Raw genomic sequence first — 26,889 nt, 5'->3', positions numbered from 1 at the left:
CAGTGCGGCTGTCCCTGACCGTCGTCGATCCGGTAGCGGGCCATCGAGTGGACGGCGTGCTCGACGCCGACCCTCAGATCGCCGTGGCCGACCTTATTCCCGAGTTCCTGGGCCTGCTCGGCGCCTACGCGCAACAGCCGGCGATGGTACCCGTGTTCGTCGACGGCGCGCCGGTGGATCCCGCCCTGTCGTTGGAGCGGTCGCCACTGCGTGAGGGTGTCGTGGTGAGCCTGCGCGATCCGTCCGGCTGCCCGCCGTTGGAGCCGACGGGGATCGCGGAGCTGCGTGTCGTCGGTGGCCCCGCGGCGGGCGCGGTACACCGCCTGGGCGTGGGACGGATCGATATCGGCCAGGGAGCCGTACCCATACGTGTCAACGACCCCGAACTCGCCGGACGAGCCCTGACGCTGCGCATCATGGCGGACGGTACGGCCTCCGTTCAGGCCCACGACACGGCCATCACCATCGACGGAGTGGCCCCACAGGACCCGGGAGCACGGCACGACTGGCCGCTGGGCGCCCAGATCGCGGTGGGTAACTCGCTGCTGGAACTGACCCCGTACTTTCCCCCGGACGCCGCGCTGAAGGTGTCCGACGACGGTGTCGGTCTGGACTACAACCGCCCGCCCCGGCTGCATCCCCCGGAGCAGCCGGACCATTTCCGGCTGCCGAAGAAGCCCGCTGATCCGGAGCCCCGGCCGCTGCCGTGGATCACCGCGTTCGTTCCCCTGGTCGGCTCCGTGATGCTGGCCATCATCCGGGACCGGTGGATCTTCCTGCTGCTCGCGGTGCTGACCCCGATCATGCTGTTCGGCAACTACTACTACCAAAAGAAGCGTGGCGGTAAGAAGCACGCGGAAACGGTCAGGGAGTACAAGGAGACCAAGGAGCGGATCGAGCGGGACGCTCAGGCGGCCTTGATCGCCGAGCGGTACATCCGCCGTCACATCGCCCCTGATCCGGCCACCGTCCTGTCCGCGGCCACCGGCCCCCGTACCCGCTTGTGGGAGCGCCGTCGCACGGATGAGGACCATCTGCTGCTGCGGGTGGGTACGGCTGAACTCGATTCCGCTGTGGTCCTGACCGATCCTGAACAGGACGAGCACCGCCGCGAGGTCACCTGGCGGATCGCGGACGCCCCCGTCACGATTCCCCTGGCCGAGCACGGCGTTGTCGGTTTCGCGGCCCCCGGGGACATGGCCCGTGCCATGGGGCGCTGGGCGGTGGGGCAGTTGGCCGTCCTGCACAGTCCGCTCGATGTGCAGTTCTATGTCCTGACGGACTCAGGTGGGCAGTCGAGCTGGGAATGGCTGCGCTGGCTGCCGCACTCCAGGCCGACCGCGGACCAGGACGCCCACGTCCTGATCGGTAACGACGCCGAGACGGTGGGGGCCCGGCTTGCCGAGCTGAGCTCCTTGCTGGAAGGCCGTCTCTCCGCGAGCCGCAAGACCCGGGGCAAGGGGTCCTTCGGCGACCCCGACATCGTGATCGTCTTCGACGGCTCACGTCGGCTGCGCTCGCTTCCTGGGGTGATCCGTCTCCTCAAGGAGGGCCCGGGCGTCTCCATGTACTCCCTGTGTCTCGACGACGAGGAACGCTTTCTGCCCGGCGAGTGCCAGGCGGTGGCGGTGGCCGAGCCGCGCGACACCGGCGCGGGTCACGCCGCGTGGGAGTTCCAGCCCGGCTACCAGCTCCAGGCGTACCAGCAGTTCCAGCGCTACGGACAGCCCCCCGCCGTCACCGGCCAGCCCCCGGGCGCCGGGTTCGGAGCGCCGGGCGGGCCGCCGGCCTGGCCGGGTGTGGGACAGACCTCGCAGCCGGCTGCCTCCTCCTTCGACCGGCTCCGGGTGGAACAGGCCAAGAAACCCAGGATCCGGGGCGTGCGCCCCGATCTCGTGGCGCCGGAGTGGACGGATCTGCTGGGACGTTCGCTGTCCCCGCTGCGGGACATCAGTGCGGAGGCGGAGGACGCCGGCCTCCCGGCGGCCAGTCGGCTGCTCGACGTACTGCGGATGGAGCCGCCCACGGCCGGCTCCGTCATGGCCCGCTGGCAAGCGGGGGGCCAGTCCACCGTCGCCGTGCTGGGCGAGTCGTACGACGGCCCGTTCGCCATCGACCTGCGGCGGGACGGACCGCACGGACTGATCGCCGGTACCACCGGCTCCGGCAAGTCCGAGCTGCTGCAGACGATCGTCGCCTCACTGGCGGTGGCCAACACCCCCGAGAACATGACCTTCGTCCTGGTGGACTACAAGGGTGGCGCCGCGTTCAAGGACTGCGTGCAACTGCCGCACACCGTGGGCATGGTGACCGACCTGGACAACCACCTGGTGGAGCGGGCCCTGCGGTCGCTGGGAGCCGAGCTGACCCGCCGGGAACACATCCTGGCGGAGGTGGGCGCCAAGGACATCGAGGACTACCAGGATCTGTGCCGGCGCGAGCCAGGACGTCACCGGCCGATGCCCCGGCTGCTGATCGTGATCGACGAGTTCGCCTCGATGGTCCGCGAACTGCCGGACTTCGTGAAGGGCCTGGTCAATATCGCTCAACGAGGGCGTTCGCTCGGTATCCACCTGCTGCTCGCCACTCAGCGTCCCTCCGGTGTGATCTCACCGGAGATCCGCGCCAACACCAACCTGCGGATCGCGCTGCGGGTGACGGACCCCGCCGAGTCCACCGACGTCATCGACGCGCCCGACGCCAGCATGATCGCCAAGAACACGCCGGGCCGCGCTTACGTACGACTCGGCCACGCCTCGCTGGTCCCCTTCCAATCCGGCCGTGTCGGTGGCCGGCGCCCCGGCGCCGCGGACCCCGCGATCGCCCGGCCCTGGTCCACGGATCTGCTGTGGCCGGGCCTCGGCCGGCCCCAGCAGAAGCGCCCTGCGGGCGCCGGAAGGGCGCCGGAGGACGTCAACACCGATCTGCGGGTGCTGGTGGAGACCGTGATCGACGCCAACCAGCGGCTCGGGCTCCCGCCGCAGCACAGCCCGTGGCTGCCACCGCTGCCCGACCAGATCCTGCTGAGCGACCTGCCCCGGGCCCAGGCGTCCGGACCGCTCGCCGCGGTCCCGTACGCCATCGAGGACCTGCCGGAACAGCAGAGCCGCCGCGCGCTCGCCATCGACTTCAAGACCTTCGGTCATCTGCTGGTGGCGGGTGCGCCCCGGATGGGCCGCTCCCAACTGCTGCGTACCATCGCGGGCTCCCTCGCGCTGACGCACTCCAGCGAGGACGTCCATCTGTACGGATTCGACTGCGGCAACGGTGCGCTGAACGTTCTGACCAAGCTGCCGCACTGCGGCGCGGTGGTGGCGCGCAGCCAGGTCGACCGGGCGAAGCGTCTGCTCAAGAGGCTGGAGGAGGAGGTCCTGCGGCGCCAGGAACTGCTCTCCCAGGACGCCCTGGCGGACATCACGGAGCAGCGGCAGGCCGCGGCTCCCGGGGAGCGGCTGCCGCACATCGTGGTGCTGCTGGACCGCTGGGAGGGCTGGACGGCGACACTGGGGGAGATCGATCTGGGCGCCCTGACGGATCAGCTGCAATTCATCATGCGGGAGGGCGCCAGCGTCGGCATCCACGCCGTCATCACGGGGGATCAGCGACTGATGGCCGGGCGGATCAGTGGTCTGAGCGAGGACAAGTTCGTCTTCCGGATGGCGGATCGCACCGACTACGCGGCAGCTGGACTCAACGCGCGGAAGCTTCCGGAGAACATGCCGCAGGGGCGGATGTTCCGGGCGGTTTCGGCCGGGGAGAGCCAGGTCGCCGTGCTGAGCGAGGACGTGAGCGGACAGGGTCAGGCCGCGGCGCTGACCGAGATCGCCGAGCAGGTCACCCGGCGCGACGCGCAGGTCGCCCGCGCCCGGCGGCCCTTCCGGGTGGATGTGCTGCCGCAGCGGCTCACGTTCGACGCGGCATGGGAGATGCGCGACCCGGCCGCGTCCGACGCTCCGCTGTGGGGTCTGGTCGGGGTGGGCGGCGACGAGTTGACCGCTTTCGGCCCGGACCTGGGCACTGGCATCCGCAGCTTCGTCATCGCCGGGCCGGCCAAGTCCGGCCGCAGCACGGTGTTGCACCTGCTGGCGATGTCCCTGTTGCGCAAGGGAGTACGCGTGGTGGTCTCGGCCCCCCGGGAGTCGCCCATGCGTGATCTCGAGGGTCGGCCGGGCGTTCTGGCGGTGCTGACCGAAGCGGAGATGAGCGGGGCCGAACTGCGGGAGGTCATGGGGACATCCTCGCGTGAGGAGCCAATCGTTCTGCTGATGGACGACGCGGAGGATCTGCGCCGCTGCAAGGCGGACGAGGAACTGCGGGCGATTGTCACGCGGGGCGGCGAGACGGGCCGGGCCGTGGTGGTCGCGGGCGACGCCGAGAGTGTGTGCGCCGGATTCACCGGCTGGCAGGCCGAGGTGAAGAAGGCCCGCCGGGGTGTGCTGTTGTCGCCGCAGTCGCACCGGCACGGAGATCTCATCGGGGCGAAGCTTTCCCGCAGTGTGGCCGTCGCGCAGCCCAAGCCGGGCCAGGGCATTCTCCATCTCGGTGACGGTGCGCCGGTGTCGGTGCGGATTCCGGTGCCGTGAGCCGATCGCTGTCGCCCAGCTGTTGCCCAGGTGTGACGCCAGGAGCGTTGTTGCGCCTCCGGAGCTGCTGATAGCGTTTCGACGGCTTTGCTGGAGAAGTAAAGATTGCTTGTTTGCTCGGGGATTTCGATGGCGGGGATGATGGCATGAGAACTCAGGACCGGGCATCTGCGGCTGCGAAGAAGTCCATCGCCGCAGGGCCGGTGATGGGGGACCGGCTGCCCGCCCCGCCGCGTGAGCGCAAGCCGGCGCTCGCCGCCCTGGCCGCCCTGTTGGTGCTGGCCGGGGCGCTGGGCGCCACCATGCTGGTCATGCAGGCGGGGGACCGGATCGAGGCCGTGCGGATCACGGAACGGGTGCCCATGGGCGGCACCATTCCGGAATCCGCGATGACCTCGGTTCTCGTGGCTGATGATTCATCCGTCAACTATGTGCGCTGGGAACAGCGCGGCCAGCTGAAAGAAGAACTCCGGGCGGCCACCGATCTGGTGGGCGGCACTATTCTGATCGGCGAAATGCTGACCGGGGAAGAGACCCTGCCCGAGGACGAAGTCATTGTCGGAGTTTCCCTCCAGCCGGGGCAGTTCCCGGCCGGCCTGAAGGCGGGCGACACCGTCGCCGCCTACTGGGTCGGACGCGAACGCAACAGCGGGGACGAGGAGAGCACGACCCAGCAGACCGTCATCACCGAGGAGGCCCACGTGTCCGTCGTGCACGGCAGCGGCGACTCCATCGGCAACACCTCGCTGCCCGTGACCCTGCGGGTGGCCCGCGAGGACGCCGCGGCCCTGACCCGGGCGGCCTCCGCCGGTGAGGTCTCGCTCGTCATCATCGCCGCGAGCAACTGAGCCGAGCCCATGACGAGGAGAAACTGAGCAGATGGCGCTGATCGCACTGGCCGCGGACAAGGGGGCCCCCGGGGTCACCACCACGGCTGTCGCGCTGGCCGCGCTGTGGCCGCGCCGTGTGCTGCTCGCCGAGGCCGACCCGGCCGGCGGGGATCTCGTCTACCGGTCGGTCGGCGCCAACGGCCGCCCGCTCGACCCGAGCACCGGGATACTCTCGCTCGCCGCCACCGCGCGCCGCGGGATCGCCGCCGAGCAGCTGTGGGACCACTCGCAGCGGGTCGCGGGCGGCCTCGACGTCATCATCGGCCTGGCCTCCTCCGACCAGTCCGGCGGGCTCACCGGCCAATGGGGCGCACTGGGGCGGGCCTTCGCCGAGCTGGCGCAGTCCCCGCACCAGGAGGCCGCCGCCGACGTGCTGGCCGACCTGGGGCGGCTCGACGCGCACTCCCCGGCGCAGGCGCTGCTGCCGCACGCCGCCCTGCTGCTCCTGGTCACCCGCGGGCAGCCGGAGAACCTCGCCCACGTACGGGACCGGGCCGCCGCCCTGCACAACAAGCTGCACGGGCAGCAGCGCGGCACCTCCCACCTGGGCCAGCCCCGGATCGGGGTGCTGCTGGTCGCCGAACCGCAGCACGGCGCCAAGATCGCCGCGCAGGTCAACGAGATGCTCATCGCCTCGCAGAGCGGCGCCCGGGTCGTCGGGCTCATCGCCGAGGACACCGCCGGGGCCGAGCAACTGGCCGGCCGCAGGCGCGGACGGCTCGACAAGTCGCTCCTCATCCGCTCCGCCCGCAAGGTCGTCACCGACGTGCACCAGACCTACGGCGCGGACCTCAACCCCGTCCGCCCGCCCGTACCGCAGCAGCAGCCGGGCGCGCAGGCCGCCGCGTACGCGCCGCCGCCCTCCTACGGACAGCCGGGGGCCGGCGCATGAGCGAGGTCAACCACCAGCTGGTGAAGCGGTTCCGGCAGGAGGCGGGCGACCGCCTCGCCGAACAGCGGCGCATCGACCAGGCCAGCGGCGTACGGCCGATGACCGCCGAGGACGAACGCCACTACGCCCGCGCCGTCATCGCGCAGGTGCTGGAGGAGTACGCGCGGGCCGAGATCTCCGAGGGCCGGGCGCCGCTGGACGCCCAGTCCGAGGAGGACTACGCCTCCGCCGTGCACGCCGCGCTGTTCGGCGTGGGCCGGCTCCAGCCGCTGCTGGACGACGCCGACGTCGAGAACATCGACATCAACGGCTGCGACCAGGTCTTCATCGGCTACTCCGACGGACGTGAGGTCCGCGGGGACCCGGTCGCCGAGAGCGACGAGGAACTCGTCGAACTCATCCAGATCCTGGGCGCCTACTCCGGCCTCAGCTCCCGGCCCTTCGACTCCGCCAACCCGCAGCTGGACCTGCGGCTGCCCGACGGATCCCGGCTCTCCGCCGTCATGGACGTCACCCGGCGCCCCGCGCTGTCCATCCGGCGTGCCCGGCTCGGCAAGGTCTTCCTCGCCGACCTGGTCGGGAACGGCACCATCACCCCGGAGTTGGGCAGCTTCCTCGGCGCCGCCGTCCGGGCCCGCAAAAACATCATGATCGCCGGGTCCACCAACGCCGGGAAGACCACCCTGCTGCGCGCCCTGGCGAACGAGATCCCCGCCGAGGAACGCCTGATCACCGTCGAGCGGGCTCTGGAGCTCGGGCTTGATCAATTTCCCGAGCTCCACCCCAACGTCGTGGCGTTCGAGGAGCGGCTGCCCAACTCCGAGGGCCAGGGCCTCATATCCATGGCCGAGCTGGTACGCCGGTCACTGCGCATGAACCCCTCCCGGGTCATCGTCGGCGAGGTGCTCGGCGACGAGATCGTCACCATGCTCAACGCCATGTCCCAGGGCAACGACGGGTCGCTGTCGACCATCCACGCCAACTCCTCCGCCGAGGTGTTCAACCGCATCTCCACCTACGCGCTCCAGGCCAGTGAGCGGCTGCCCATCGAGGCCAGCCAGATGCTGATCGCCGGCGCCGTCAACTTCGTGGTGTTCATCGAACGCCGCAACACCTACGCCCAGGGCGGCAAACTCCACCGCATCGTCTCCTCCATCCGCGAGGTCAACGGCGTGGACGGCCGCGTCCTGTCCAGCGAGGTGTTCGCCGAGGGCCCGGACGGGGTGCCGCGCGCGCACGCCGCGCTCTCGTGCGGCGACGAACTCGCCCTGCACGGCTACCGAGGGGCCTGGGGGTGAGCGCACCATGACCGGATCCGGGCTGTTCTCGCTGACCGCGCTCTACGCGCTGGTCTGCGGCGTCGCGGTCGGCGGCGGCATCGCACTGCTGGTGACGGCGATCCGCGGCGTGCCCCCGAAGACCTCTGAGGAACGCGCCCGCGCCGAGCGCCGCAGGACCGAACTCGCCCGCTTCGCCGGCCGCCGCGGCACCATCGCCGGGGCCGCCGCCGTTCTCGTCCTGCTGCTCACCCGCTGGCCGATCGCCGCCATCGGCACCGCCCTGCTGGTCTTCTCCTGGAGCAAGCTGTTCGGCGGCGCCGCCGAGGAACGCGCCAACATGCGCCGCGTCGAGGCGCTGGCCGGCTGGACCGAGTCCCTGCGCGACACCATCGCCGGGGCCGTCGGCCTGGAACAGGCCATCCCCTCCTCGGCCCGTGCCGCCGCGCCCGCGCTGCGCGTACCGCTCAACAACCTGGTGGACCGGCTCCGTTCGCGGATGCCGCTGCCCGAGGCGCTCCAGGAGTTCGCGGAGGAGCTGGACGACTCCTCCGCCGACATCATCATCGCCTCGCTCATCCTCAACGCCCGGCTGCGCGGCCCCGGCCTGCGCGAAGTGCTGGGCGCCCTCGCCAAGTCGGCGCGCGAGGAAGTGGACATGCGCCAGCGCGTCATGGCCCAGCGCGCCTCGACCCGGCGCAGCGTGCAGATCGTCGTCGGGGTCTCCGTCGCGTTCCCGCTCGGGCTCGCCATCTTCAACCCGGGCTTCGTCGAGCCGTTCGGCGACACCCTGGGCCAGGCGGTACTCGCCATCGTCTGCGGCCTGTTCGGCCTCGGCTTCTGGTGGATGCGGCGGCTGGCGAAGATCGAGGTGCCCGAGCGGTTCATGGCGCGGGCCGACGAGAGCGAGCAGCTGCGCGAGCGGCAGCCGTCCGAACAAGGGGGAGTGCGGTCGTGAACTCCGACATCACCACGGCCGTTCTGGTCGGAGCGGTCTTCGGCCTCGGGGCGTACGCCCTGATCCGGGCCCTGATGCCCACCCGGCGCAGCTCGGTGGCCACCGTCGCCCGCATCGACGCGCTGCGCCAGCGCGGCGGGTTCGGGCACGTCCCGTACAGCGCCGTGCCGCACCAGGGCGGCGCGGACGCGGGGAAGAAGCCCAGCCGGTTCGACGAGGCGCAGGAGCGGATCGGGGAGCGGCTGGCCGAGCTGTACGTGCAGCGCGGCTGGGAACAGCGCTCGCTGCGGGCCGACCTCGCGCTGCTGGACCGCACCTGGGAGTCGTTCCTGGCGCAGAAGGTGGTGCTGGCGGCGGCCGGGCTGTTCTTCGGGCCCTTCCTGTTCTCCATGGCCTGGCTGATCGGCTTCGGCGCCAGCCCCGTCATCCCGGTGTGGATGGCGCTGGTGTTCGCCGCCGTGTTCTTCTTCCTCCCCGATCTGGAGGTCCGGCGGGACGCCAAGGCGCGGCGGCGTGACTTCCGCCGGGTGGTGGCGGCCTACCTGGACCTGGTGGCCATGAGCCTGGCCGGCGGGCGCGGCCTGCCGGAGGCGCTCAAGGCAGCGGCCGAGGTGAGCGACGGCTGGGCGCTGCGGCGCATCCAGTCGGCGCTGGCGGACGCCCGGATCACCGGATTGACCCAGTGGCAGGCACTGGGCAAGCTCGGTGACGAGGTGGGCGTCGACGAACTGAAGGATCTGTCCGCGTCCCTGGCGCTGGTCGCGGACGACGGCGCGAAGGTACGGGCCTCGCTCTCCGCCCGTTCGGAGACGATGCGGCACCGCGAACTCGCCGAGATCGAGGGAAGCGCGGGGGAGAAATCGCAGTCGATGCTGATCGCGCAGCTGCTGCTGTGCTTGGGATTTCTGATCTTTCTGATCTATCCGGCCGGAATGCGGGTGTTCTCGGCATGACCAGCTTGAGAGGTAAGTGACATGAGCAAGTTCCGTTTCGCGGCGGCCGATTATCTGGTCGCCCTGGTGCGCTCCCGGACGGCGGGCGCCGACCGTGACCGCGGTGCCTCCGCCATCGAGTGGGTCATCATCGCGGCGGTCGTGGTCGGCATCGTCGCCGGTGTGGCGGCCGTGATCATGAACGCGATCGACGACCGGGCCGGCAACGTGAGCGAGTGCATCCAGGGCGCGGTGAACTACGCGGACTGCTGAGCGGGCGCCCGCACCCCGGGCAAGCGGGGAGCACGGGAGCACGGGGAGCACCGGACAACGGGGAACACGGGGAGCACGGGGAGCACGGGGATGACCAAGCGAGCGGGCCGCTGGCTGCGCCGCCGGATCGGGGAAGGCTCCGACCGGGGCGGCGCCGTGCTGCGCCGGGGCGAGCGCGGTGACCGCGGCAGTTCGGCGATCGAGTTCGTCTTCCTCACCCCGCTCATGTTCTTCCTGATCTTCGGGGCCGTGCAGTTCGCCATGTACTCCTTCGCCCAGGACGTCGCCAAGGCCGCCGCACAGGCCGGCGCCCGCACCGCCCGCGCGGAGGCGGACGCCGATCCGATGGGCTGGCAGTCCAAGGCCCGGGAGAAGTCGTACGACTACATCGACCAGCTCGGCCGGGGCATGTTCGACTCCCCGCCGTCGGTGTTCACCACCCTGCCGGCGCCGGACACCGTACGGGTGGAGGTGCATGCCACCGTGCCGTCCATCGTGCCGGGCATGACCATGACCGTACGGGCCTCCTCCGAGGGTCCGGTCGAGCGTTTCGTGCCGGACGGGGGGTGAGGTCCGTGGCCGCCGCGCAGCGCGACGACCGGGGCCTGTCCTCCGTCGAAGTGGTGATCCTCGCGCCGCTCATGATCGCTTTCATCCTGGTGCTGGTCGCGATGGGCCAGCAGGTCTCCGGGCGCGCCGCCGTCAGCGGCGCGGCCCGGGACGCGGCGCGGGCCGGCTCGCTGGAGCGGGACGGCGCCTCCGCCGCCTCCGCCGCCGCCCGCACCGCCGAGCGGGAGCTGGGCGAGGTGTGCGTGGGCGGTACGGTCCGGGTCGAGGTGACCTCGGGCGGCGGGCACGAGGCGGGCTCGCTGTTCAGCGTGCGGGTCAGCTGCAAGGTGCGGGCCCTGGACATGCTCGGGGTGCCCGTCGCCTCCACCCTCAGCGGGGCGTCCAGTTCGCCGATCGACCCGTACCGGAGGTCGGGGTGAACGGGGAGAAGGGGACAGCGGTGGACAGCGTCGGCGGGGCGGGCGCGGTGTCCCGGTGGCGGCGGCTCACCGACCCCGCGGCCGGCTCCGACCGCGGCTCGGGCGCCGTCCTGGTCATCTTCTTCGCGATCGTCGTGCTGGCGCTGGCCGCGTTCGTGGTGGACGGCGGACTCGCCATCCACCAGCGGGAGCGGGCCGCCGACATCGCCGAACAGGCCGCCAGGTACGCCGCCCAGGACCTCGACGAGGAGGCGCTGCGCGAAGGGCTCGGCAACGCCCCCATCAACTTCGGGAACTGTGCCAACCGGGTCGCCGAGTACGCTGCTTCGGTGGACATGAACGCGGCGGACATCGCCGCGTCCGCCTGTTCGCAGGCGTCCGTGGACCGGGTCACCGTACAGATCCGGCTGACCTACCGCCCGGTGTTCACCGGGTTCTTCTTCGACCGTCCGCTCGAGGTCTGGGGCACGGCCACCGCCGAGGCCCAGATCAACTGATCCGCCACTGATCCATCACCATCGGGGAGTTCACGTCATGGCGAACCGAACGCCGGTGCCCGTGAAGGCCGGGCGCAGCTTCAGCGACATCATGAAGGCGGCCCTCGCCTTCGTCGCGCTGGCCGCGCTCGTCGTCGGCGTGCCGTTCTCCCTGGCCACGCTGATCGGCTGGCCGCTGCCGCGCACCATGCCGGGGCTTGACACCCTCCAGGAGGAGATCAGCACCACCGCCTTCATGAAGGTGCTGGCGCTGCTGGTGTGGGTGGCCTGGGCGCAGTTCACCGCGTGTGTGCTGGTGGAGGTCAAGGCCGCGCTGTCCGGGGTGGGCATCCCGGCCCGGGTGCCGGGCGCCGGGCCCAGCCAGCTGCTGGCGCGGCAACTGGTGGGGATGCTGCTGCTGGTCACCGCCTCCGCCGCGTCGTTCGTGCCGGGGCTGAGCGGCATCGGCGGGGCCTTCGACGGCGGGAACTCCTCGCAGGTGGTGGCGGAGGCCCAGCAGACCCCCGGAGGTGCCGGGCCCGAGCACGCGTATCTGCCGGGCGGCGGCGGTGGCGGCAACGACGTGGAGCCCGCCATGGCACTGCCCCACGAGGCGGCGGGCGAGGAGGAGTCGGCGGAGGCGGCGACCAAGTACTACCGCATCCAGCCGCCGGAGGGCCGGCACCACGACACCCTGTGGGGCATCTCCGAGCGGCATCTGGACGACGGGCTGCGCTACAAGGAGATCTACCAGCTCAACAAGGACCGGGTGCAGCCGGACGGTTCGAAGCTGACCGAGGCATCCCTGATCCGTCCCGGCTGGATCCTGGAGATGCCGGCCGACGCGCACGGCGGCGAGCTGGTCGAGATGCCCCACGAGGCCGAGGAACTGTCGCAGGACGAGGTCGAGGAGTTCCGGGACTACCAGCGCACCGGTGACACCGCGTGGCCCTCGGCCGACCCGGGCGCGGGAGGGGACGGCGGAACCGACGCCGGATCCGGCGGCGCCGACACCGGGGCCGATCAGGCCGGGATCGGCGTTCCCGAGCTGGGCCTGGCACCCGAGGACGCCGGCAGCGCCCCCTCGCTGCCCGCCTTCGACACCACGCCGTTCCAGCAACTGCCCGACCAGGCGCCGCAGGACGCTCCCGAGGCCGCCGCTGCCGCCGAGGACGACGGCGGGTTCGGCCTGCCCGAGGCGCTGCTCGGCGCCCCGCTGCTCGCCGCCGGACTGCTGATGGCGCTGGGCCGTACCCGCCGCAACGCGCTGTGGCAGTCGGCCGCCGGGACCCTCGCGGGCCGTGGCGTGGGCGACGACCTGGCGCCGGGCTCCACCGCCGCGCACAACGTCCGGGACGCGCTGCTGGTGGGCGCCGCCCCCGACGCGGTCGCCTTCCTCGACCACGCGCTCCGCCGGCTGTCCGCCGCGCTGGACTCCGAGGGCAAGGTGCTGCCCCCGGTGTACGCGGCCTGGCTGACCGACCACGAACTCCACCTCCAGCTGGCCGCACCGGCCGGACGCCCGCCCGCCCCGTGGCGGCCGGGCCAGTCCGACACGTACTGGACGGTGCGCCGCGACGCGCTCCCCACCGACGGCGGCGCGCCGGACGCGGAGGCCCCGTACCCCGGCCTGGTGTCCCTGGGCGTGCGCGACGACATGCGGCTGCTGCTCAACCTGGAGGCGGTGCCCGGCATCGTCTCGGTGACCGGCGCCCGCGCCGACCGCGAGGCGGTGCTGGCCTCCATCGCCGCCGAACTGGCCACCAGCGGCTGGGCGGACCGGATGACGGTCACCCTGGTCGGCTTCGGCGGCGAGCTGACGGCCCTGGCCCCCACCCGCGCGCGGTATCTCGACGATGTCGCCGGGCTGTTGGAGGTCATGGAGACCGAGACCAATCTGCGCCGCGGCGCGCTGCGGCACACCGGGCAGGAGTCGATCCTGACGGGGCGCACGGGGCCGGCCAGGCAGCAGCAGTGGGCGCCGCATCTGGTGCTGATCGGCGCGGTGCCGACGGCCGAGCAGGCGGACCGGCTGGCGGCGCTCGCCGCGGTCTCCGCGCAGCTGGGCATCGGCTATCTGGTGACCTCGGACCGGCCCGATCTGCCCGGCATCGCCTGGGAGTTCGAGATCTCGGGCGAAGGTGTGCTGACCGAGCCGGAGATGGGCCTGGAACTGACCGCCCAGCTGCTGCCCGCCGCCCAGCGGGCCGCGGTGGTCGAGCTGTTCGCCGAGCTGACCCGGGAGCCGGGCGGCGGTGGCGCGGCGGGTGCCGCCGGGCCCGCGTTCGCCGTGGACCTGAGCCAGCGCGGCAAGCCCGACGTGTATGCCCAGGTGATGGGTGGGTACGAGATCACCGGGCTGTCCGTGCCCGATCCGGAGCGCGGTGAGCAACTGCGCGAGGCGCTGGCCTTGTTGCTGCTGCACCGCGAGGGCGTGCACCCCCGGGTGCTGGCGTCCGCGCTGTGGCCGCGCGGCGTGCCGGAGGACGTACGGGAGGCCCTGATCGGCCGGCTGCGGGAGTGGCTGGGCACGGACGCGGCGGGCGCGCCCCGGCTGCTGACGGCCGAGGACGGACGGCTGTCGCTGGCGCCGGGCATCGTCTCGGACTGGGATGTGCTGCGCACCCTGCACCACCAGGCGGTCTCGGTCGGCGGCGGTGTCGCGGCCGAGCGCAAGCGGCAGCTCACGGACGCGCTGAGCCTGGCGCGCGGCCCGCTGCTCCAGGGACAGCGGGAGGGCGGCCGGTTCGGCTGGCTGGAGCATGAGATCGTGGATGCGCAATACCCGTTGCTGGTCTCGGAGATCGCGCTGAAGCTGGCGGCCGAGCAGCTGGCGAGCGGCGGCAGTGAGCAGGCGTATGTGGCGATCAGGTCCGCGCTCGCCGCCTCGCCGACCGATGAGCGGCTGTGGAACGAGCTGCTGCGGTCGGCGAAGGCGACCGGCAAGGCGGACTGGCTGCGCGGGGCGGCCGACTGGCTGCTCGCGCACCACGCGCATCTGTACGGCCCGGCACAGGCGTTGCCGGCGCAGACGGAGGCGTTGCTGGACGAACTGCTGCCGGGGTGGCGGAGCACGGTGGCGGCGGCCGGCTGACGGTACGGCCCTCCCCGGGTTCCTCACCTGCGCTCAGGTGGCAAGATCATCTGATGACATGTCGAGAAGGGCACCGAGGAGGGCTGACACTTGGTCATGGCGCGCGACGATGACGCCGACCACTCGCTCAAGTGCTCGTTCTGCGGCAAGACCCAGGAGCAGGTCCGCCGGCTGATCGCCGGCCCCGCCGGGGTCTACATCTGCGTCGAGTGCGTCGGGGTGTGCAACGACCTGATCGAGGAGGAGCTGGGCAGGCCCGACGAGAGCCTGCCCACCGAACTGCCCAGGCCCCGCGAGATCCACCGCTATCTGGACCAGTACGTCATCGGCCAGGAGGACGCCAAGCGCGCCCTGGCGGTGGCCGTCTACAACCACTACAAACGGGTGCGCGGCACCGCCGCCGCCGAGGAGAACGGCGAACGGCCCGTCGAGCTGGCCAAGTCCAACATCCTGCTGCTCGGCCCCACCGGCTGCGGCAAGACGTACCTGGCCCAGACGCTGGCCCGTTCCCTGAACGTGCCCTTCGCCATCGCCGACGCCACCGCCCTGACCGAGGCCGGCTACGTCGGCGAGGATGTCGAGAACATCCTGCTCAAGCTGCTCCAGGCCGCCGACTTCGACGTGGCACGCGCCGAGACCGGCATCATCTACCTCGACGAGATCGACAAGATCTCCCGCAAGAGCGAGAACCCCTCCCTGACCCGCGATGTCTCAGGGGAGGGGGTGCAGCAGGCGCTGCTGAAGATCATGGAGGGCACGGTCGCCGCGATCCCGCCGCAGGGCGGGCGCAAGCACCCGCAGCAGGAGCTGATCGAACTCGACACCTCCCAGGTGCTGTTCATCGCCGCCGGGGCCTTCGCGGGCCTGGAGACCATCGTCGGCGACCGGCTCGGCGGACGCGGCATCGGCTTCGGCGGCGAACTGCGGGCGGCCACCGCGCCGCCGCCCGGCGACCCGTTCGCCGGGGTGCAGCCGGCCGACCTGGTGCGGTACGGGCTCATCCCGGAGTTCATCGGCCGCCTCCCGGTCATCACCCGGGTCACCGCCCTGGACCGGGCGGCCCTGCTGCGCACCCTGACCGAGCCCCGCAACGCGCTGGTCAAGCAGTACCAGCGGCTGTTCGAACTCGACGGCGTGCAGCTGGAGTTCGACCGTCCCGCGCTGGACGCGATCATCGAGCGGGCGATCAGCAGGGGCACCGGGGCGCGGGCGCTGCGCGGCGTCATGGAACGCGTGCTGCAGCCCCTCATGTACGAGATCCCCGGCCGCTCCGACATCAGCCACGTGGTGGTCGACGAGCGCACCGTCATCGAGAACGCGGACCGGGCCCGCTTTCCGCGCCAACGGCGCGGCCAGTGACCTGAGTCGGGGACGCGTCGTCGGCCGGGCGCGAGCCGCCCGGGTGCGCGGGCCCGGCCGTCTCCTCACCCGCCGGGGGCCGGCCGTGCGGCGCGGCCCCGACGGTGGTGGTCAGCTGTGCAGGCCGCCGGCGAACGGCGTGCTCCGCCACTGCTCGACGGCCGGCATGAGGTACTCCGTCAGCCGGGGAAGCTGCGGGACCAGCGTGAGGGTGGCGATCACCCGCAGCATGCCCACGGCGTTGACGAAGCGCAGCACGTCCCCGTCCAGCGGCCGCATGCCGTTCTCCCGGGCGCCGCGGTCGTAGGCGGCTTCCAGCTCCGGCCCCAGCGCGGCCAGGTCCCACTCGACCGGCCCCAGCGTGATCATCTCGAAGTCGGCGTAGCGGTCCCCGTCCGCCCCGGAGAAGATGTTCGCGGGCGGGCAGTCGCCGTGGACGGGCTGGAGGCCGATCCCGGGGAACCGGGCCTCGAAGGCCGCGCGTGAGCGCACGAGGGGTTCCAGGGCCCGCCATTCGCGGCGGGCACGCTCCAGATCGTCCGCCCCGATGAGGTCGGGGTGACCCTCCAGCCGGGCGAGCCCTTCGGTGACGAACCAGGGTTCGGCCGAGGACAGGAACTCCAGGCGGCCCGGGTAGGAGCGCAGCGCCGCGTGCAGGGCGGGGACGCTCTCGGCGTTCGCCGCGTAGTCGGGTTCCCTGGTCCGGTCCTCCTCGACGTAGGCCCAGAAGGTCATCGAGAATCCGCCGCGCCGCACGGGTTCGCGCGGCACGAGCGGGCTGGGGGCGAGGACGGGAACGCCCTGGCCGGCGAGCCACTGTGTGACGTCCAGCTCGTCCCGCTGGCGGCGCGCGAGGGCGTCCAGGTCGTCGGGGCGGGGCAGGACGGTGGGGATCCGGGCCACGACGGGTGAGGGCGCCAGGTGGACGACGACGGAGAAGACGTCGTGCAGCACGGTGGGGTCGGTGACGGTCAGGCCGAGCGCGCGCCCGGCGGCGACGGCCGCCTCGACGGCGGCGGTGGTCCGGTCGGCGAGCTGGCGCGCGGTGAGATGGGTGGTCATGGGCGTCACGGGTCCTTCGTCTCAGCGGATGTCCGCGGGTACGGCGGGAGGGTCGGGGCGGGGCCGGGCCGTGGGCCGCGCGAACGGCGGCATCGCCCGGGGCCGGGCTCAGACGAAGAAGTGGTAAGCCATGACCACAGCCTAACAAGACGAACCGTCTCGCCTCAACGCGTGCGGGAGACGCTGCCCGTGATCCCCGGCACAGGCCACGTACCGGACGCGCCCTCGCGCCGCTCTGCGCGGACGGCGGACCGGGCGGAGCCGGGCGTGCTCATCCGTTGCTGATTCGCGGCACCCAGGGTGGTGGCATCGGCCGGCGCCCGGAGCGCGAGGGCCGCGGAACGAAAGGCACAGTCCCATGACGCAGAGCATTCCCGGTTTCGCCTATCAGCGGGTGGCGGTGGCGGACGGTGTGGAGCTGAACGTCGCGGTGGGCGGCTCAGGACCGCCCGTCGTGCTGCTGCACGGCTTCCCGCAGACGCACCTGATGTGGCGGCACGTCGCCCGGAACCTGGCGGCCGACCACACCGTCATCTGTCCCGACCTGCGGGGTTACGGCGACAGCGACAAGCCCGCCGAGGACGGGCCCGACGTCTACTCCAAGCGGACCATGGCCGCCGATATCGTCGCGCTGGCCCGTGCCCTCGGCCATGAGCGGTTCGCGCTGGCCGGGCACGACCGCGGCGCCCTGGTGGCCTTCCGGGCCGGCCTGGACCACCCGGACGTCATCACCCACCTGGCCTGTCTGGATGTCCTGCCCACCGTGGACATGTGGGACGCCCTGCACGGGGTACGGGCGGCCGTCGGTTTCCATCTCTACCTGATGGCCCAGCCGCCCGGCCTGGCCGAGGAGATGATCCGGAACAGCTCGGACGCGTTCTTCGCATACTTCCTGGACATCTGGGCGAACGACCCCGAGGCTGTGCCGCCGGCCGTGCGCCAGGTCTACCTCGACGCCTGCCGCGCGGCCGTCCCCTCCATCGTGGCGGACTACCGGGCCTCGGCCGGCATCGACATCGAGCACGACGAGGCCGACCGCGCGCGGGGCCGCAAGCTGGCCATGCCGGTCACCGTCCTCCAGCAGGACTGGGGCGCGCAGCTGGGCTACGAGGCCGCCGCCCTGTGGGGAGCCTGGGCCGAAGACCTCGACCACGGCACCGTCTCCTGCGGGCACTTCATGGCCGAGGAGGACCCCGACACCATCACCCGGCGGCTGCGTGACCTCCTCGCGCGCTGACCTCCCCGGACGTCCCCGGACTCAGCCGTTCAGCATGCGTGTCACGGCGGTGACGACGGCCTCCCGGTGCGCCGCGACGCGGGCGGGGTCCTCCGGATCCCGCCCGTCCGCGCGCAGCAGGCCCACCGGGCTCAGGTACCACGCCTGGGACACCGCGTAGATGAGCACCAGCAGGTCGACGGCGGTCAGCGGCGCGCTCTCGGCGGCCGACACCGCCGTGGTCTTGGCGAGGTAGCTGTCCATGGGCTCGGACGCGGAGTGGGGGCGTTCGAGCTGGGCCCACATGGTGATCCGCAGGGTGGTGGGCTCGCGCCGGTGGTAGTCGAAGAGGTCACCGGCCCAGGCGGCGAGGTCATCGGGGCGCGGGGGCACGGCGGCGGCCATGGAAGTGATCGCCTTGGTGAGCGCGGCGTCGAAGAGCTGGTCCTTGCTGCCGTAGTAGGCGTAGATCATCCGGACGTTGGTCCCGGCCGCCTTGGCGATCCGCTCGATGCGCCCGCCGGCGTGCCCGTGTCCGGCGAACTCCGAGAGCGCCGCCCCCAGGATCCGGGCCTTCGTCGTCTCTGCGTCGCGTGGCGGCATGTGCTCTCCAGCCCGCGGGCGGGCGGTTGACAGTGATCAGGGCGCCTCCTAGGCTAGCAATAAATAAGTATTTACTTACTTAGCCTTCGCGGGCCGCCGTGCCCGCGGGAGGCGGACACCCTGAGGAGCCGACATGACCGAACCGAGAAATGCCCTGGTCACGGGCGGGAACCGGGGCCTGGGCCGGAGCACCGCCCGCGCGCTCGCCCGGCGCGGCATCAAGGTCGCCCTCACCTACCGGGGCGGCGCGGCCGGCGCGGCGGAGACGGTACGGATGATCGAGGAGGAGGGCGGCGAGGCGTGCGCCCTGCGTCTGGACCTCGGCGACGCGGGGTCCTTTCAGGACTTCGCCGGCGAGCTGACCGGCGAACTGCTCGACCGGTGGGGACACGACCGGCTCGACGTCCTCGTCAACAACGCCGGGGTCGGCCTCTTCGACGCCCTGGGGGAGGTGACCCCCGAACGCTTCGACGAACAGGTCGGCATCAACTTCCGGGGCACGTTCTTCCTCATCCAGGCCCTCGTGCCGCACCTCGCCGACGGCAGCCGGATCGTCAACGTGTCGACCTCCCTGACCCGGCACGTCAGCCCCGGCACCTCCGTGTACGCGGCCTCGAAGGCCGCCGTCGAGGCCCTGTCCCGCAGCCTGGCGGGCGAGTTGGGGCCGCGCGGCATCCGGGTCAACGCGGTGGCCCCCGGGCCCAGCGCCACCGACTTCAACGGCGGCGCCATGCGGGACGACCAGGAACTGCGCGACTTCCTCGCGGCGCACACGGCACTGGGCCGGGTGGGCACTCCGGAGGAGATCGGCGACGCCATCGCCACGCTGGTCTCGCCCGGGATGCGCTGGGTCACCGCCCAGCGTCTGGAGGTGTCCGGCGGCGCGCTGCTGTGAGCGGCCGGGGGCGGGGCCAAGCGGTGCCGCCCCCGGCGTGTTTCAGCCGCGCAGGGCCCGCAGGGCGTCCCGGGTGTGGGTGAGCGCCTCGATCCGGGACTCGATGCGGTGCAGATGGCCCGCGATCACCCGGGCCGTGTCCGGGGGCGGCGGACGGTCGGTGTCCGAGAGCAGCAGCAGCTCACCGATCTCGGCGAGGGAGAGACCGGCGGACTGGGCGGTCCTGATGAACACCAGCCGGTCGGCGCTCTCCGGCGGATAGTCCCGGTAGCCGGAAGGGGTGCGCGGGGGTTCGGGCAGCAGCCCGGCCTGTTCGTAGAACCGCACCGTCTTGGTGGTCACCCCCGCCGCGTGTGCGAGCGTCCCAATGCGCATGTCCCGTAGCTTAGGTGAGCGTTGCCTGACCACGTCCGTTCTTCATGATGTCGTGGCCAGAAACTGAGTGGCCGCCAGTTCCGCGTACAGAGCGTTGTCCGCGACGAGTTCGGCGTGCGTGCCGACCGCCTGGACCCGGCCCGCCTCCATCACCACGATGCGGTCGGCGGAGGTCACGGTGGACAGCCGGTGGGCCACCACCAGCACCGTGGTCTCGCGCGCCGCCTCCGCCACCGTGTCGCGCAGCGCCGCCTCATTGACGGCGTCCAGCTGCGAGGTGGCCTCGTCCAGCAGCAGCAGCCGGGGGCGGCGCAGCAGCGCGCGGGCGATCGCGATCCGCTGCCGTTCGCCGCCGGACAGCTTGGTGCCCCGGTGCCCCACCAGGGTCTCCAGGCCCTGCGGCAGCCGCTCCACCAGGCCCTCCAGGCGGGTGGTGCGCAGCACCTCGGCCACCGCCGCCTCGTCCGCCTCGGGCGCGCCGAGCAGCAGGTTGTCGCGCAGCGAGCCGGACAGCACGGGCGCGTCCTGCTCGACGTAGCCGATGGTGGCGCGCAGTTCGGCCAGGTCCCAGTCCTCCAGCTTCCGGCCGTCCAGCGTGATGTGGCCCTCGGTGGGGTCGTAGAACCGCTCCACGAGGGAGAACACCGTGGTCTTGCCCGCGCCGGAGGGGCCGACGAAGGCGGTCATGCCGCGCGGCGGCACCTCGAAGCTCACCCCGTGGTGGACCTCGGGCAGTTCCTCGGTGTAACGGAAGCGGACCTCGTGGAAGGCGACGGCGGCCGGGGCGGCGTGCGGTGCGGCCGGCCGGGGCGGCGCGGTGGCGGCCGGGGGCTCGGAGGGCAGGTCGCGCACCTCCTGGATCCGGGTGATGGCGGCGGCCCCGACCTGGTAGCCGGTGATGGCGCTCACCACTTCGCTGATCGGGGACATCAGGTAGAAGACGTACAGCAGGAACGCGACCAGCGCGCCGACCTCGATCGACCCGGTGGCGACCCGGGCGCCGCCCACCCCCAGCACGGTGATGAAGGCCGCCTGGAGCGCGACGCCGGACAGATTCCCGGCGATCGCCTGCCACTTGGCGGCCCGGATGCTCTGCCGCCACGCGTCCTGCGCGGCCTCGTGCACCACCGTTTCCTCGCGGGTCTCGGCGCCCGACGCCTTGACGGTGCGCAGCGAGCCGAGGACGCGTTCGACGGCGGTGCCCATGGCGCCGACCGCCTCCTGGGCCTGCTTGCTGGCCCGGTTGATGCGCGGCGCGATGATGCCGATCACCACGGCCATCACCCCGATGACGGCGACCGTGACCCCGAGCAGCACCAGGTCGACGATGGCCATCATCACCAGCGTGCCGATGAGGGTGAGCCCGCCGGTGGCCAGCCCGATCAGCGAGTTGGTGGTCATGCCGCGCAGCAGCGTGGTGTCGGAGGTGACCCGGGACAGCAGATCGCCGGGCTCCGAGCGGTCCACGGCGGTGATCCGCAGCCGCAGCAGATAGGAGGTGAGCGCGCGGCGGGCGGTGAGCACGACGGATTCGGCGGTGCGGTGCAGCACGTACGCGCCGAATCCACCCAGGACGGCGTTGGCGAGCATCAGCACGGTCATCACGGCGAGCGCCCCGCCCACCGAGCGGTCGGCCGACAGGTTCTCGATGAGCCGCTGGGCGAGCAGCGGCAGGGCGAGGCCGGTGGCGCCGGTGGCCAGCGCCAGCAACGCACCGCCGGCCAGCGCCCAGCGGTGCGGCCGTACATAGCTCAGCAGGACACGCCAGGCGGGGGGAGCCCCGGGGGTTTCGACAGTGGTCACGCTCACCAGGACGCGCGTGGGGCGCCCGGGGTTGATCAGCGGGCCGGATCAGCGGGTCAGGAAAGATCCGCCAGCGCCGTCTCCACCGCGCGGTGGAAGGTGGGGTAGGAGTAGATCATCTGGCGCAGCCGGTCCAGCGGGACCTCGCCCTGGATGGCGACGGCCAGCCCGTACAGCACCTCGCCGCCGGCCGGTCCCGCCGAGGTGGCGCCCACCAGCACCTGGCGCCGGGCGTCGGCGACGAGCTTGATGAAGCCCTCGTTGCCGGCCTGGTGGATCCAGCCGCGGGTGCTGGAGGCCAGGTCGGCGATGCCGGTGCGGACGTCGATGCCCGCCTCGCGGGCCGCCGCCTCGGTGAGGCCCACCGAGCCGATCTCCGGGTCGGTGAAGGTGACATGGGGAAGCGCCCGGTAGTCGGCCGCCGGCGCCTCCTCGCCGAGGATGGTGCGGGCGGCCAACTGCGCCTGGTACATGGAGACATGGGTGAACTGGCCGACGCCGGTCACATCGCCGATCGCCCACAGCGCGGGCGCCGCCAGCAGTTTCTCGTCGACGGGCAGCGCGCGGGCCTTCGGCTCCAGCTCGATGCCGGCGTGCTCCAGGCCCAGGGAGGCAAGGTCGGGGGCGCGCCCGGTGGCCACCAGCAGGCGTTCGGCGGTCAGTTCCTCGCCGTCGTCCAGGCTCAGGGTGAAGCCGGTGGCGTCGTCGTAGCGCACGGCCGTGGCGTGCGAGCTGACGTGCACGATCAGGCCCTGCCGGGTGAGGACATCGGTGATCAGCCGCGAGGACTCGGGTTCCTCCCGGGACAACAGCCGTTCGCCACCCTCGACCACGGTCACCGTGGTGCCGAAGCGGGCGTACACCTGGGCGAGTTCGAGCCCGACGGGCCCACCACCGAGCACCAGCAGGGAACGCGGCGGGGCCTCGGCCGAGACCGCCTCCCGGTTGGTCCAGTACGGCGACCCGGCCAGGCCCGGCAGCGGCGGCACGACGGGGCGGCTGCCGGTGGCGATGACGATGCCGACCCGCGCCCCGTACTCGGTCTCCGGCCCGTCGTCGGAAGGCTTGACGGCCACCCGCCCCGGCCCGGACAGCCGCCCCCGGCCGCGCACCAGGCGCCCGCCGGCGTCGGTGAAGCGGTCGGCGGCGACGGTGTCGTCCCAGTTGTCGGTGGCCTCGGACCTGATGCGGTGCGCGACGACGCCGAAGTCGGGTGTGACCTCGCTGCTGCCCGCGATGCCGGGCACCCGGCGGGTCTCGGCGATCAGGTCGGCGGCGCGCACCATCATCTTGCTGGGCACGCAGGCCCAGTACGGGCACTCGCCGCCGACCAGTTCGGCCTCCACGCCGACCACGTCGAGCCCTGCGGCGGCGAGCTTCCCGGCGACGTACTCGCCGCCGGGACCCATGCCCAGCACAATCACATCTGTCTCTTCGGCCACGTCGTCAGGCTAGGGCAATCGCGCGGGCTCCGCCCGCCGTGCGCCGCCCGCCGCGTCCTCGTGCGGGTCCGCGTCGTGCAGTCCGAACCGGTCGTGGACGCGGCGCAGCGGCGCGGGCAGCCACCAGATGGCGCGCCCGCCCAGGCGCATGGCGGCCGGCAGCAGCGCGCCCCGGATGAGGGTCGCGTCCATGAGCACGGCCAGCGGCAGCCCGATGCCCATGGCCTTCATGAAGCTGATGTCGGAGACGAGGAACGCCAGGAAGACGACCGACAGGGCGGTGGCGGCGGCGGTGACGATGCGTCCGATGCGTTCCAGGCCGAGCGCGACGGCGGCGGTGGGGTCGCCGCTGCGTTCGTACTCCTCGCGGATGCGGGAGAGCAGGAACACCTGGTAGTCCATGCCCAGGCCGAAGGCGACGGCGAACAGCAGCACCGGCACGGTGCCGTTGATGGAGCCGGTGGCGGTGAAGCCGAGCAGCCCCGCCAGATGGCCGTCCTGGAAGCCCCACACGAGGGCGCCGAAGGTGGCGGTCAGGCCCAGGGCGCTGAGCAGCATGGCGACGAACGGCAGCAGTACGGAGCCGGTGAGCAGGAACAGCAGCACCACCATGGCGGCGCCCAGGGTGAGCGCGGCGACCGGCAGCCGGTCGGTGATGGCGGAGATGCCGTCCAGGGCGACGGCGGCCGGGCCGCCGACCAGGATGGGCGAGGGCGGCTCGGCCGCCGCGCCGGAGCGGATGTCGCGCACCAGTTGCTCGGCGCGGCCCTGGTCGCCGGGGGCGGGCACCACGGTGAGGGTGGCGGCGTCCGAGGCGTCCGTGGCGGTGAGCGCGGCGTGCTGCGGCCCCGGCTGCGCCACCTGCGTGCCCTGGGCGTACGAGCCGGTGGCGGCGTCCACCCGGGCGGCGTCGGGGTGGGCGGACAGGCCGGTGGCGTAGGCGGCCAGCTCCTGCTCGGCGGCGCCCTCGGGCAGCACCACCCGTACGGCCATGCTCTCGCCGCTGTCGAACTCGGCGCGCATCACCTCGGCGACCTGCCGGCCGGCGGAGGAGGTGGGCAGGGCCCGCTCGTCGAGGGAGCCCATGTTCAGGGAGAGGAAGGGCAGCCCGAGGAGGAGCAGGAAGAGGGTGCCCAGGGTGGCGAAGGGGATGGGGCGGCGCATCACCAGGGAGGCGAGCCGGTGCCAGAAGCCGTTCTCGGCGGCGCTGTCCTCCTGGGCGGCGGCGCGGCGGCGGCGCAGCACCCGGCCGGCCTCGAAGCGCGGGCCGAGTACGGCGAGCAGCGCGGGCAGCACGGTGAGGGTGGTGAGCGCGGTCAGGACGGCGATGGCGATGCCCGAGTAGGCGATGGAGCGCAGGGCCAGCAGCGGGAACCAGGCGAGCCCGGCGAGGGTGACGGCGACGGTGATCGCGGAGAACAGCACGGTCCGCCCGGCCGAGCCCATCATCACCCGGATGGCGGTGGCGCTGTCCCGGCCGGCCCGCAGCTCCTCGCGGTACCGGTTGACCATCAGCAGGCTGTAGTCGACGGCGAGGCCGAGCCCCAGCAGAGTCACCACGTTGACGGCCAGGACGGAGACGTCGGTGAGCTGGGCCATCGCCCACAGCAGGCCCATCGAGACGAGGATCGTGATCAGTCCGGTGGCCAGCGGGAGTGAGGCGGCGACGAGGCTGCCGAAGACCAGCACCAGGACGATGAGCATGATCGGGAAGGCGATGGTCTCGCCCTTGATCACATCGCGTTCGCTGAGTTCGCTCACCTCGTTGTTGATCATGGCGGTGCCGCCGACGGCGACTTCCACGCCGTCCCGCTCGCCCTCGTAGCCGGGGCGCAGTTCGGTGAGCCGGTGCCCGGCCTCGGTCTCGTCGCCGGCCACGGTGGCCAGCACCAGGGCGCGCTCGCCGTCGGCCGAGCGCAGCTGGTCGGCGCCGCCCGCGGTCCAGTACGAGATGACGCCGCTGACGCCGTCCTCGCCCGCCAGCCGTTCGGCCAGCGCGGTGCCAGCGGCCTGTGCCGCGGGGTCGTCCACCCCGTCCGGCGCGTGCACCAGCAGGACCAGGTTGGGGTCCGTCTGCCCGAAGTGTTCGGCGAGCGCGTCGGCGGCCTGCCCGGATTCCGCGCCGGGGTTGGTGAAGCCGCCTCCCTTCACGTCGTCGAACAGGGTCGCGCTGCTGGCCCCGCCGATCAGCGCCAGCAGCACGGCCACCCACAGCACGGCGCGGCGGTGCCCGAGCACCAGCGCGGAAAGCCTCGCGAACATGGTTCCTGTCCCCTCTCCCGGGAGCCCTGGAGTCCCGCGCACCGGCGGTGCCGGCGGCGGGGACTCGTGCGTTGCCAGGGGAGAGGGGCGGGGCGGCCGGAATGTGACATGACGGATGTGGCGTCCGGCGAGACGTGGGTCACACCGGGTGGGAAGCTGGTGCGGTGATCCGGGTGATCCGCGGGGTCAGGGGCACCGGCCGGGAGGCGCGCGCTGAGTACGTTGGTGGCCGAGACGCTCTCGGTGGTGTTGCTGCTGGGGGTGCTGGTGTTCGCGGTGTGGCGCCCGCGCGGGCTGCCGGAGGCGGTCGCGGCGGTGCCCGCGGCCGGGGCGGCGCTGGCGTTCGGCCTGGTGACGGCCGGCGGTGCGTGGCACCAGATCCGCGAACTGCTCCCGGTGACGGGCTTCCTGGCGGCGGTGCTGGTGCTGGCCAGGCTGTGCGACGACGAGGGCCTGTTCACGGCGGCCGGGCGGGTGGTGGCGCGCTGGTGCGGCGGCCGGCCGCGGCGGCTGCTGGCCGGGGTGTTCGCGCTGGCGGCGGCGGTGACGGCGGTCCTGAGCCTGGACGCCACGGTGGTGCTGCTGACCCCGGTGGTCTTCGCGACGGCGGCACGGGTGGGGGCGGCGGCGCGTCCGCACGTGTACGCCTGCACCCATCTGGCGAACTCGGCCTCGCTGCTGCTGCCGGTCTCCAATCTGACGAATCTGCTGGCGTTCGCGGCCAGCGGGCTGACGTTCACCCGGTTCGCGGCGCTGATGCTGCTGCCGTGGCTGGCGGCGATCGCGGTGGAGTACGTGGTCTTCCGCCGCTGGTTTGCGGGCGACCTGGCGGGGCGGGGCGCGCCCGTCCCCGAGCCGGAGCCGGAGCCGGCGGCGCACAGCGGCGGGCGGGGGCCGGCGCCGCGCCCGGTGTTCGCGCTGACGGTCCTGGCGCTGACCCTGGCCGGGTTCGCGCTGACCTCGCTGGCCGGCGCGGACCCGGCCTGGGCGGCGCTGGCCGGTGCGCTGGTGCTGGCGGTACGGGGCCTGGCGGCCCGCCGTACGACGGTGCCGGTGCTGGTACGGGCGGCGAACGTCCCGTTCCTGCTGTTCGTCCTGGCGCTGGGCGTGGTGGTGAAGGCCGTGGTGGACCACGGCCTGGGGGACGCGGTGGACCGGCTGCTGCCGCAGGGCTCCTCGCTCGCCGGGCTGCTGGTGATCGCGGCGCTGGCCGCCGTGCTCGCCAACCTCATCAACAATCTGCCGGCCATCCTGGTCGTCCTCCCCGCGCTGGCGGCGCAGGGCGGGGCGGGCCCGGTGCTGGCCGCCCTCATCGGGGTGAACCTGGGGCCCAACCTCACGTACGTCGGCTCGCTGGCCACCCTGCTGTGGCGGCGGGTGCTGCACGCCCACGACACCGACCCGGGCCTGGGCCACTTCACCCGGCTCGGCCTGGTGACGGTGCCCGCCTCCCTGGTGGCGGCGGTGGTGGCGCTGTGGGCCGGACTGCTGCTGATCGGAGGCTGAGG

General features: G+C 72.6%; 21 protein-coding genes. 15 read left to right on the top strand and 6 right to left on the bottom strand.

Going from position 1 to position 26,889, the window contains the following annotated elements:
* Nucleotides 1-2: 2 nt before the first annotated feature.
* The 12 genes from ACTFAP_RS08695 (at nt 3) to clpX (ending at nt 15,723) form a co-directional block, all read left to right on the top strand.
* Nucleotides 3-4,583 carry an FtsK/SpoIIIE domain-containing protein gene (locus tag ACTFAP_RS08695; protein ID WP_500468690.1) on the top strand — a complete coding sequence of 1,527 codons (4,581 nt, stop codon included), beginning with the start codon at nt 3-5 and terminating at the stop codon, nt 4,581-4,583.
* A 146-nt stretch (nt 4,584-4,729) separates the two neighbouring features.
* A complete protein-coding gene (locus ACTFAP_RS08690; RefSeq protein ID WP_495684106.1) occupies nt 4,730-5,431 on the top strand; it encodes a hypothetical protein in 702 nt (233 codons plus the stop codon).
* A gap of 31 nt (nt 5,432-5,462) precedes the next feature.
* Nucleotides 5,463-6,365: a hypothetical protein gene (locus ACTFAP_RS08685; protein ID WP_436980721.1), complete on the top strand. Its 903-nt coding sequence runs from the start codon at nt 5,463-5,465 to the stop codon at nt 6,363-6,365.
* Nucleotides 6,362-7,663, top strand: coding sequence for a TadA family conjugal transfer-associated ATPase (locus ACTFAP_RS08680; protein ID WP_390123340.1), 1,302 nt, complete (start codon nt 6,362-6,364; stop codon nt 7,661-7,663). The genes ACTFAP_RS08685 and ACTFAP_RS08680 overlap by 4 nt, the downstream gene beginning before the upstream one ends.
* Before the next feature lie 7 nt (nt 7,664-7,670).
* Complete coding sequence (locus ACTFAP_RS08675) at nt 7,671-8,600, top strand: type II secretion system F family protein (protein ID WP_390123342.1); 930 nt, start codon at nt 7,671-7,673, stop codon at nt 8,598-8,600.
* A complete protein-coding gene (locus tag ACTFAP_RS08670; RefSeq protein WP_030725296.1) occupies nt 8,597-9,553 on the top strand; it encodes a type II secretion system F family protein in 957 nt (318 codons plus the stop codon). Before ACTFAP_RS08675 ends, ACTFAP_RS08670 begins: the two co-directional genes overlap by 4 nt.
* Before the next feature lie 21 nt (nt 9,554-9,574).
* A complete protein-coding gene (locus tag ACTFAP_RS08665) occupies nt 9,575-9,805 on the top strand; it encodes a hypothetical protein (protein WP_030725299.1) in 231 nt (76 codons plus the stop codon).
* Between the two features lie 90 nt (nt 9,806-9,895).
* The gene (locus ACTFAP_RS08660; RefSeq protein ID WP_390123345.1) at nt 9,896-10,375 is read left to right on the top strand and encodes a TadE family protein; all 480 of its coding nucleotides are present in this window, start codon (nt 9,896-9,898) and stop codon (nt 10,373-10,375) included.
* A gap of 5 nt (nt 10,376-10,380) precedes the next feature.
* On the top strand, nt 10,381-10,794 hold the full coding sequence (locus tag ACTFAP_RS08655) for a TadE/TadG family type IV pilus assembly protein (protein ID WP_390123347.1): 414 nt from the start codon (nt 10,381-10,383) through the stop codon (nt 10,792-10,794).
* A 20-nt stretch (nt 10,795-10,814) separates the two neighbouring features.
* Complete coding sequence (locus ACTFAP_RS08650; protein WP_495684103.1) at nt 10,815-11,291, top strand: pilus assembly protein TadG-related protein; 477 nt, start codon at nt 10,815-10,817, stop codon at nt 11,289-11,291.
* Between the two features lie 37 nt (nt 11,292-11,328).
* A complete protein-coding gene (locus tag ACTFAP_RS08645) occupies nt 11,329-14,364 on the top strand; it encodes a BTAD domain-containing putative transcriptional regulator (RefSeq protein ID WP_500468688.1) in 3,036 nt (1,011 codons plus the stop codon).
* A gap of 96 nt (nt 14,365-14,460) precedes the next feature.
* Entirely contained in the window at nt 14,461-15,723 is a 1,263-nt protein-coding gene (gene clpX, locus ACTFAP_RS08640; RefSeq protein ID WP_030725313.1) for an ATP-dependent Clp protease ATP-binding subunit ClpX, read from the top strand.
* A 111-nt stretch (nt 15,724-15,834) separates the two neighbouring features.
* Here the strand turns inward: clpX and ACTFAP_RS08635 are convergent, their stop codons facing one another.
* Complete coding sequence (locus ACTFAP_RS08635) at nt 15,835-16,785, bottom strand: phosphotransferase (RefSeq protein WP_500468687.1); 951 nt, start codon at nt 16,783-16,785, stop codon at nt 15,835-15,837.
* A gap of 358 nt (nt 16,786-17,143) precedes the next feature.
* On the opposite strand from ACTFAP_RS08635, the gene ACTFAP_RS08630 reads away from it, so the two are divergent.
* Complete coding sequence (locus tag ACTFAP_RS08630; RefSeq protein ID WP_500468686.1) at nt 17,144-18,022, top strand: alpha/beta fold hydrolase; 879 nt, start codon at nt 17,144-17,146, stop codon at nt 18,020-18,022.
* A gap of 21 nt (nt 18,023-18,043) precedes the next feature.
* On the opposite strand, the gene ACTFAP_RS08625 is transcribed toward ACTFAP_RS08630, so the two are convergent.
* A complete protein-coding gene (locus ACTFAP_RS08625) occupies nt 18,044-18,604 on the bottom strand; it encodes a TetR family transcriptional regulator (protein WP_495684099.1) in 561 nt (186 codons plus the stop codon).
* Nucleotides 18,605-18,737: 133 nt separating this feature from the next.
* Here ACTFAP_RS08625 and ACTFAP_RS08620 point away from each other — a divergent pair, with 133 nt between their 5' ends.
* The gene (locus tag ACTFAP_RS08620; protein WP_500468684.1) at nt 18,738-19,499 is read left to right on the top strand and encodes an SDR family NAD(P)-dependent oxidoreductase; all 762 of its coding nucleotides are present in this window, start codon (nt 18,738-18,740) and stop codon (nt 19,497-19,499) included.
* Between the two features lie 42 nt (nt 19,500-19,541).
* Here the strand turns inward: ACTFAP_RS08620 and ACTFAP_RS08615 are convergent, their stop codons facing one another.
* Genes ACTFAP_RS08615 through ACTFAP_RS08600 form a run of 4 tightly spaced genes read right to left on the bottom strand, consistent with a single transcriptional unit; the run spans nt 19,542 to nt 25,381 of the window.
* Complete coding sequence (locus ACTFAP_RS08615) at nt 19,542-19,874, bottom strand: heavy metal-responsive transcriptional regulator (protein WP_030725327.1); 333 nt, start codon at nt 19,872-19,874, stop codon at nt 19,542-19,544.
* A gap of 42 nt (nt 19,875-19,916) precedes the next feature.
* Entirely contained in the window at nt 19,917-21,683 is a 1,767-nt protein-coding gene (locus ACTFAP_RS08610) for an ABC transporter ATP-binding protein (protein WP_500468682.1), read from the bottom strand.
* Nucleotides 21,684-21,733: 50 nt separating this feature from the next.
* Nucleotides 21,734-23,119, bottom strand: a complete 1,386-nt coding sequence (locus ACTFAP_RS08605; protein WP_495684096.1) for an FAD-dependent oxidoreductase — start codon at nt 23,117-23,119, stop codon at nt 21,734-21,736.
* Between the two features lie 9 nt (nt 23,120-23,128).
* Nucleotides 23,129-25,381: an MMPL family transporter gene (locus tag ACTFAP_RS08600; RefSeq protein ID WP_500468681.1), complete on the bottom strand. Its 2,253-nt coding sequence runs from the start codon at nt 25,379-25,381 to the stop codon at nt 23,129-23,131.
* Between the two features lie 213 nt (nt 25,382-25,594).
* Between ACTFAP_RS08600 and ACTFAP_RS08595 the strand changes: the two genes are divergently transcribed.
* On the top strand, nt 25,595-26,887 hold the full coding sequence (locus tag ACTFAP_RS08595; RefSeq protein WP_500469439.1) for an SLC13 family permease: 1,293 nt from the start codon (nt 25,595-25,597) through the stop codon (nt 26,885-26,887).
* Nucleotides 26,888-26,889: the final 2 nt, after the last annotated feature.

It is taken from the genome of Streptomyces sp. PH9007 (assembly GCF_059813725.1).
The sequence above is the reverse complement of the archived record's forward strand: the minus strand, read 5'-3'. Positions and strand labels throughout refer to the sequence as shown.

What these genes read in the sequence shown, in the direction of transcription:
- ACTFAP_RS08625 (WP_495684099.1), bottom strand. Translation starts at nt 18,604, where the DNA reads ATGCCGCCACGCGACGCAGAGACGACGAAGGCCCGGATCCTGGGGGCG.
- ACTFAP_RS08690 (WP_495684106.1), top strand. Translation starts at nt 4,730, where the DNA reads ATGAGAACTCAGGACCGGGCATCTGCGGCTGCGAAGAAGTCCATCGCC.
- ACTFAP_RS08685 (WP_436980721.1), top strand. Translation starts at nt 5,463, where the DNA reads ATGGCGCTGATCGCACTGGCCGCGGACAAGGGGGCCCCCGGGGTCACC.
- ACTFAP_RS08630 (WP_500468686.1), top strand. Translation starts at nt 17,144, where the DNA reads ATGACGCAGAGCATTCCCGGTTTCGCCTATCAGCGGGTGGCGGTGGCG.
- ACTFAP_RS08665 (WP_030725299.1), top strand. Translation starts at nt 9,575, where the DNA reads ATGAGCAAGTTCCGTTTCGCGGCGGCCGATTATCTGGTCGCCCTGGTG.
- ACTFAP_RS08660 (WP_390123345.1), top strand. Translation starts at nt 9,896, where the DNA reads ATGACCAAGCGAGCGGGCCGCTGGCTGCGCCGCCGGATCGGGGAAGGC.
- clpX (WP_030725313.1), top strand. Translation starts at nt 14,461, where the DNA reads ATGGCGCGCGACGATGACGCCGACCACTCGCTCAAGTGCTCGTTCTGC.
- ACTFAP_RS08615 (WP_030725327.1), bottom strand. Translation starts at nt 19,874, where the DNA reads ATGCGCATTGGGACGCTCGCACACGCGGCGGGGGTGACCACCAAGACG.
- ACTFAP_RS08600 (WP_500468681.1), bottom strand. Translation starts at nt 25,381, where the DNA reads ATGTTCGCGAGGCTTTCCGCGCTGGTGCTCGGGCACCGCCGCGCCGTG.
- ACTFAP_RS08635 (WP_500468687.1), bottom strand. Translation starts at nt 16,785, where the DNA reads ATGACCACCCATCTCACCGCGCGCCAGCTCGCCGACCGGACCACCGCC.
- ACTFAP_RS08620 (WP_500468684.1), top strand. Translation starts at nt 18,738, where the DNA reads ATGACCGAACCGAGAAATGCCCTGGTCACGGGCGGGAACCGGGGCCTG.
- ACTFAP_RS08680 (WP_390123340.1), top strand. Translation starts at nt 6,362, where the DNA reads ATGAGCGAGGTCAACCACCAGCTGGTGAAGCGGTTCCGGCAGGAGGCG.
- ACTFAP_RS08675 (WP_390123342.1), top strand. Translation starts at nt 7,671, where the DNA reads ATGACCGGATCCGGGCTGTTCTCGCTGACCGCGCTCTACGCGCTGGTC.
- ACTFAP_RS08645 (WP_500468688.1), top strand. Translation starts at nt 11,329, where the DNA reads ATGGCGAACCGAACGCCGGTGCCCGTGAAGGCCGGGCGCAGCTTCAGC.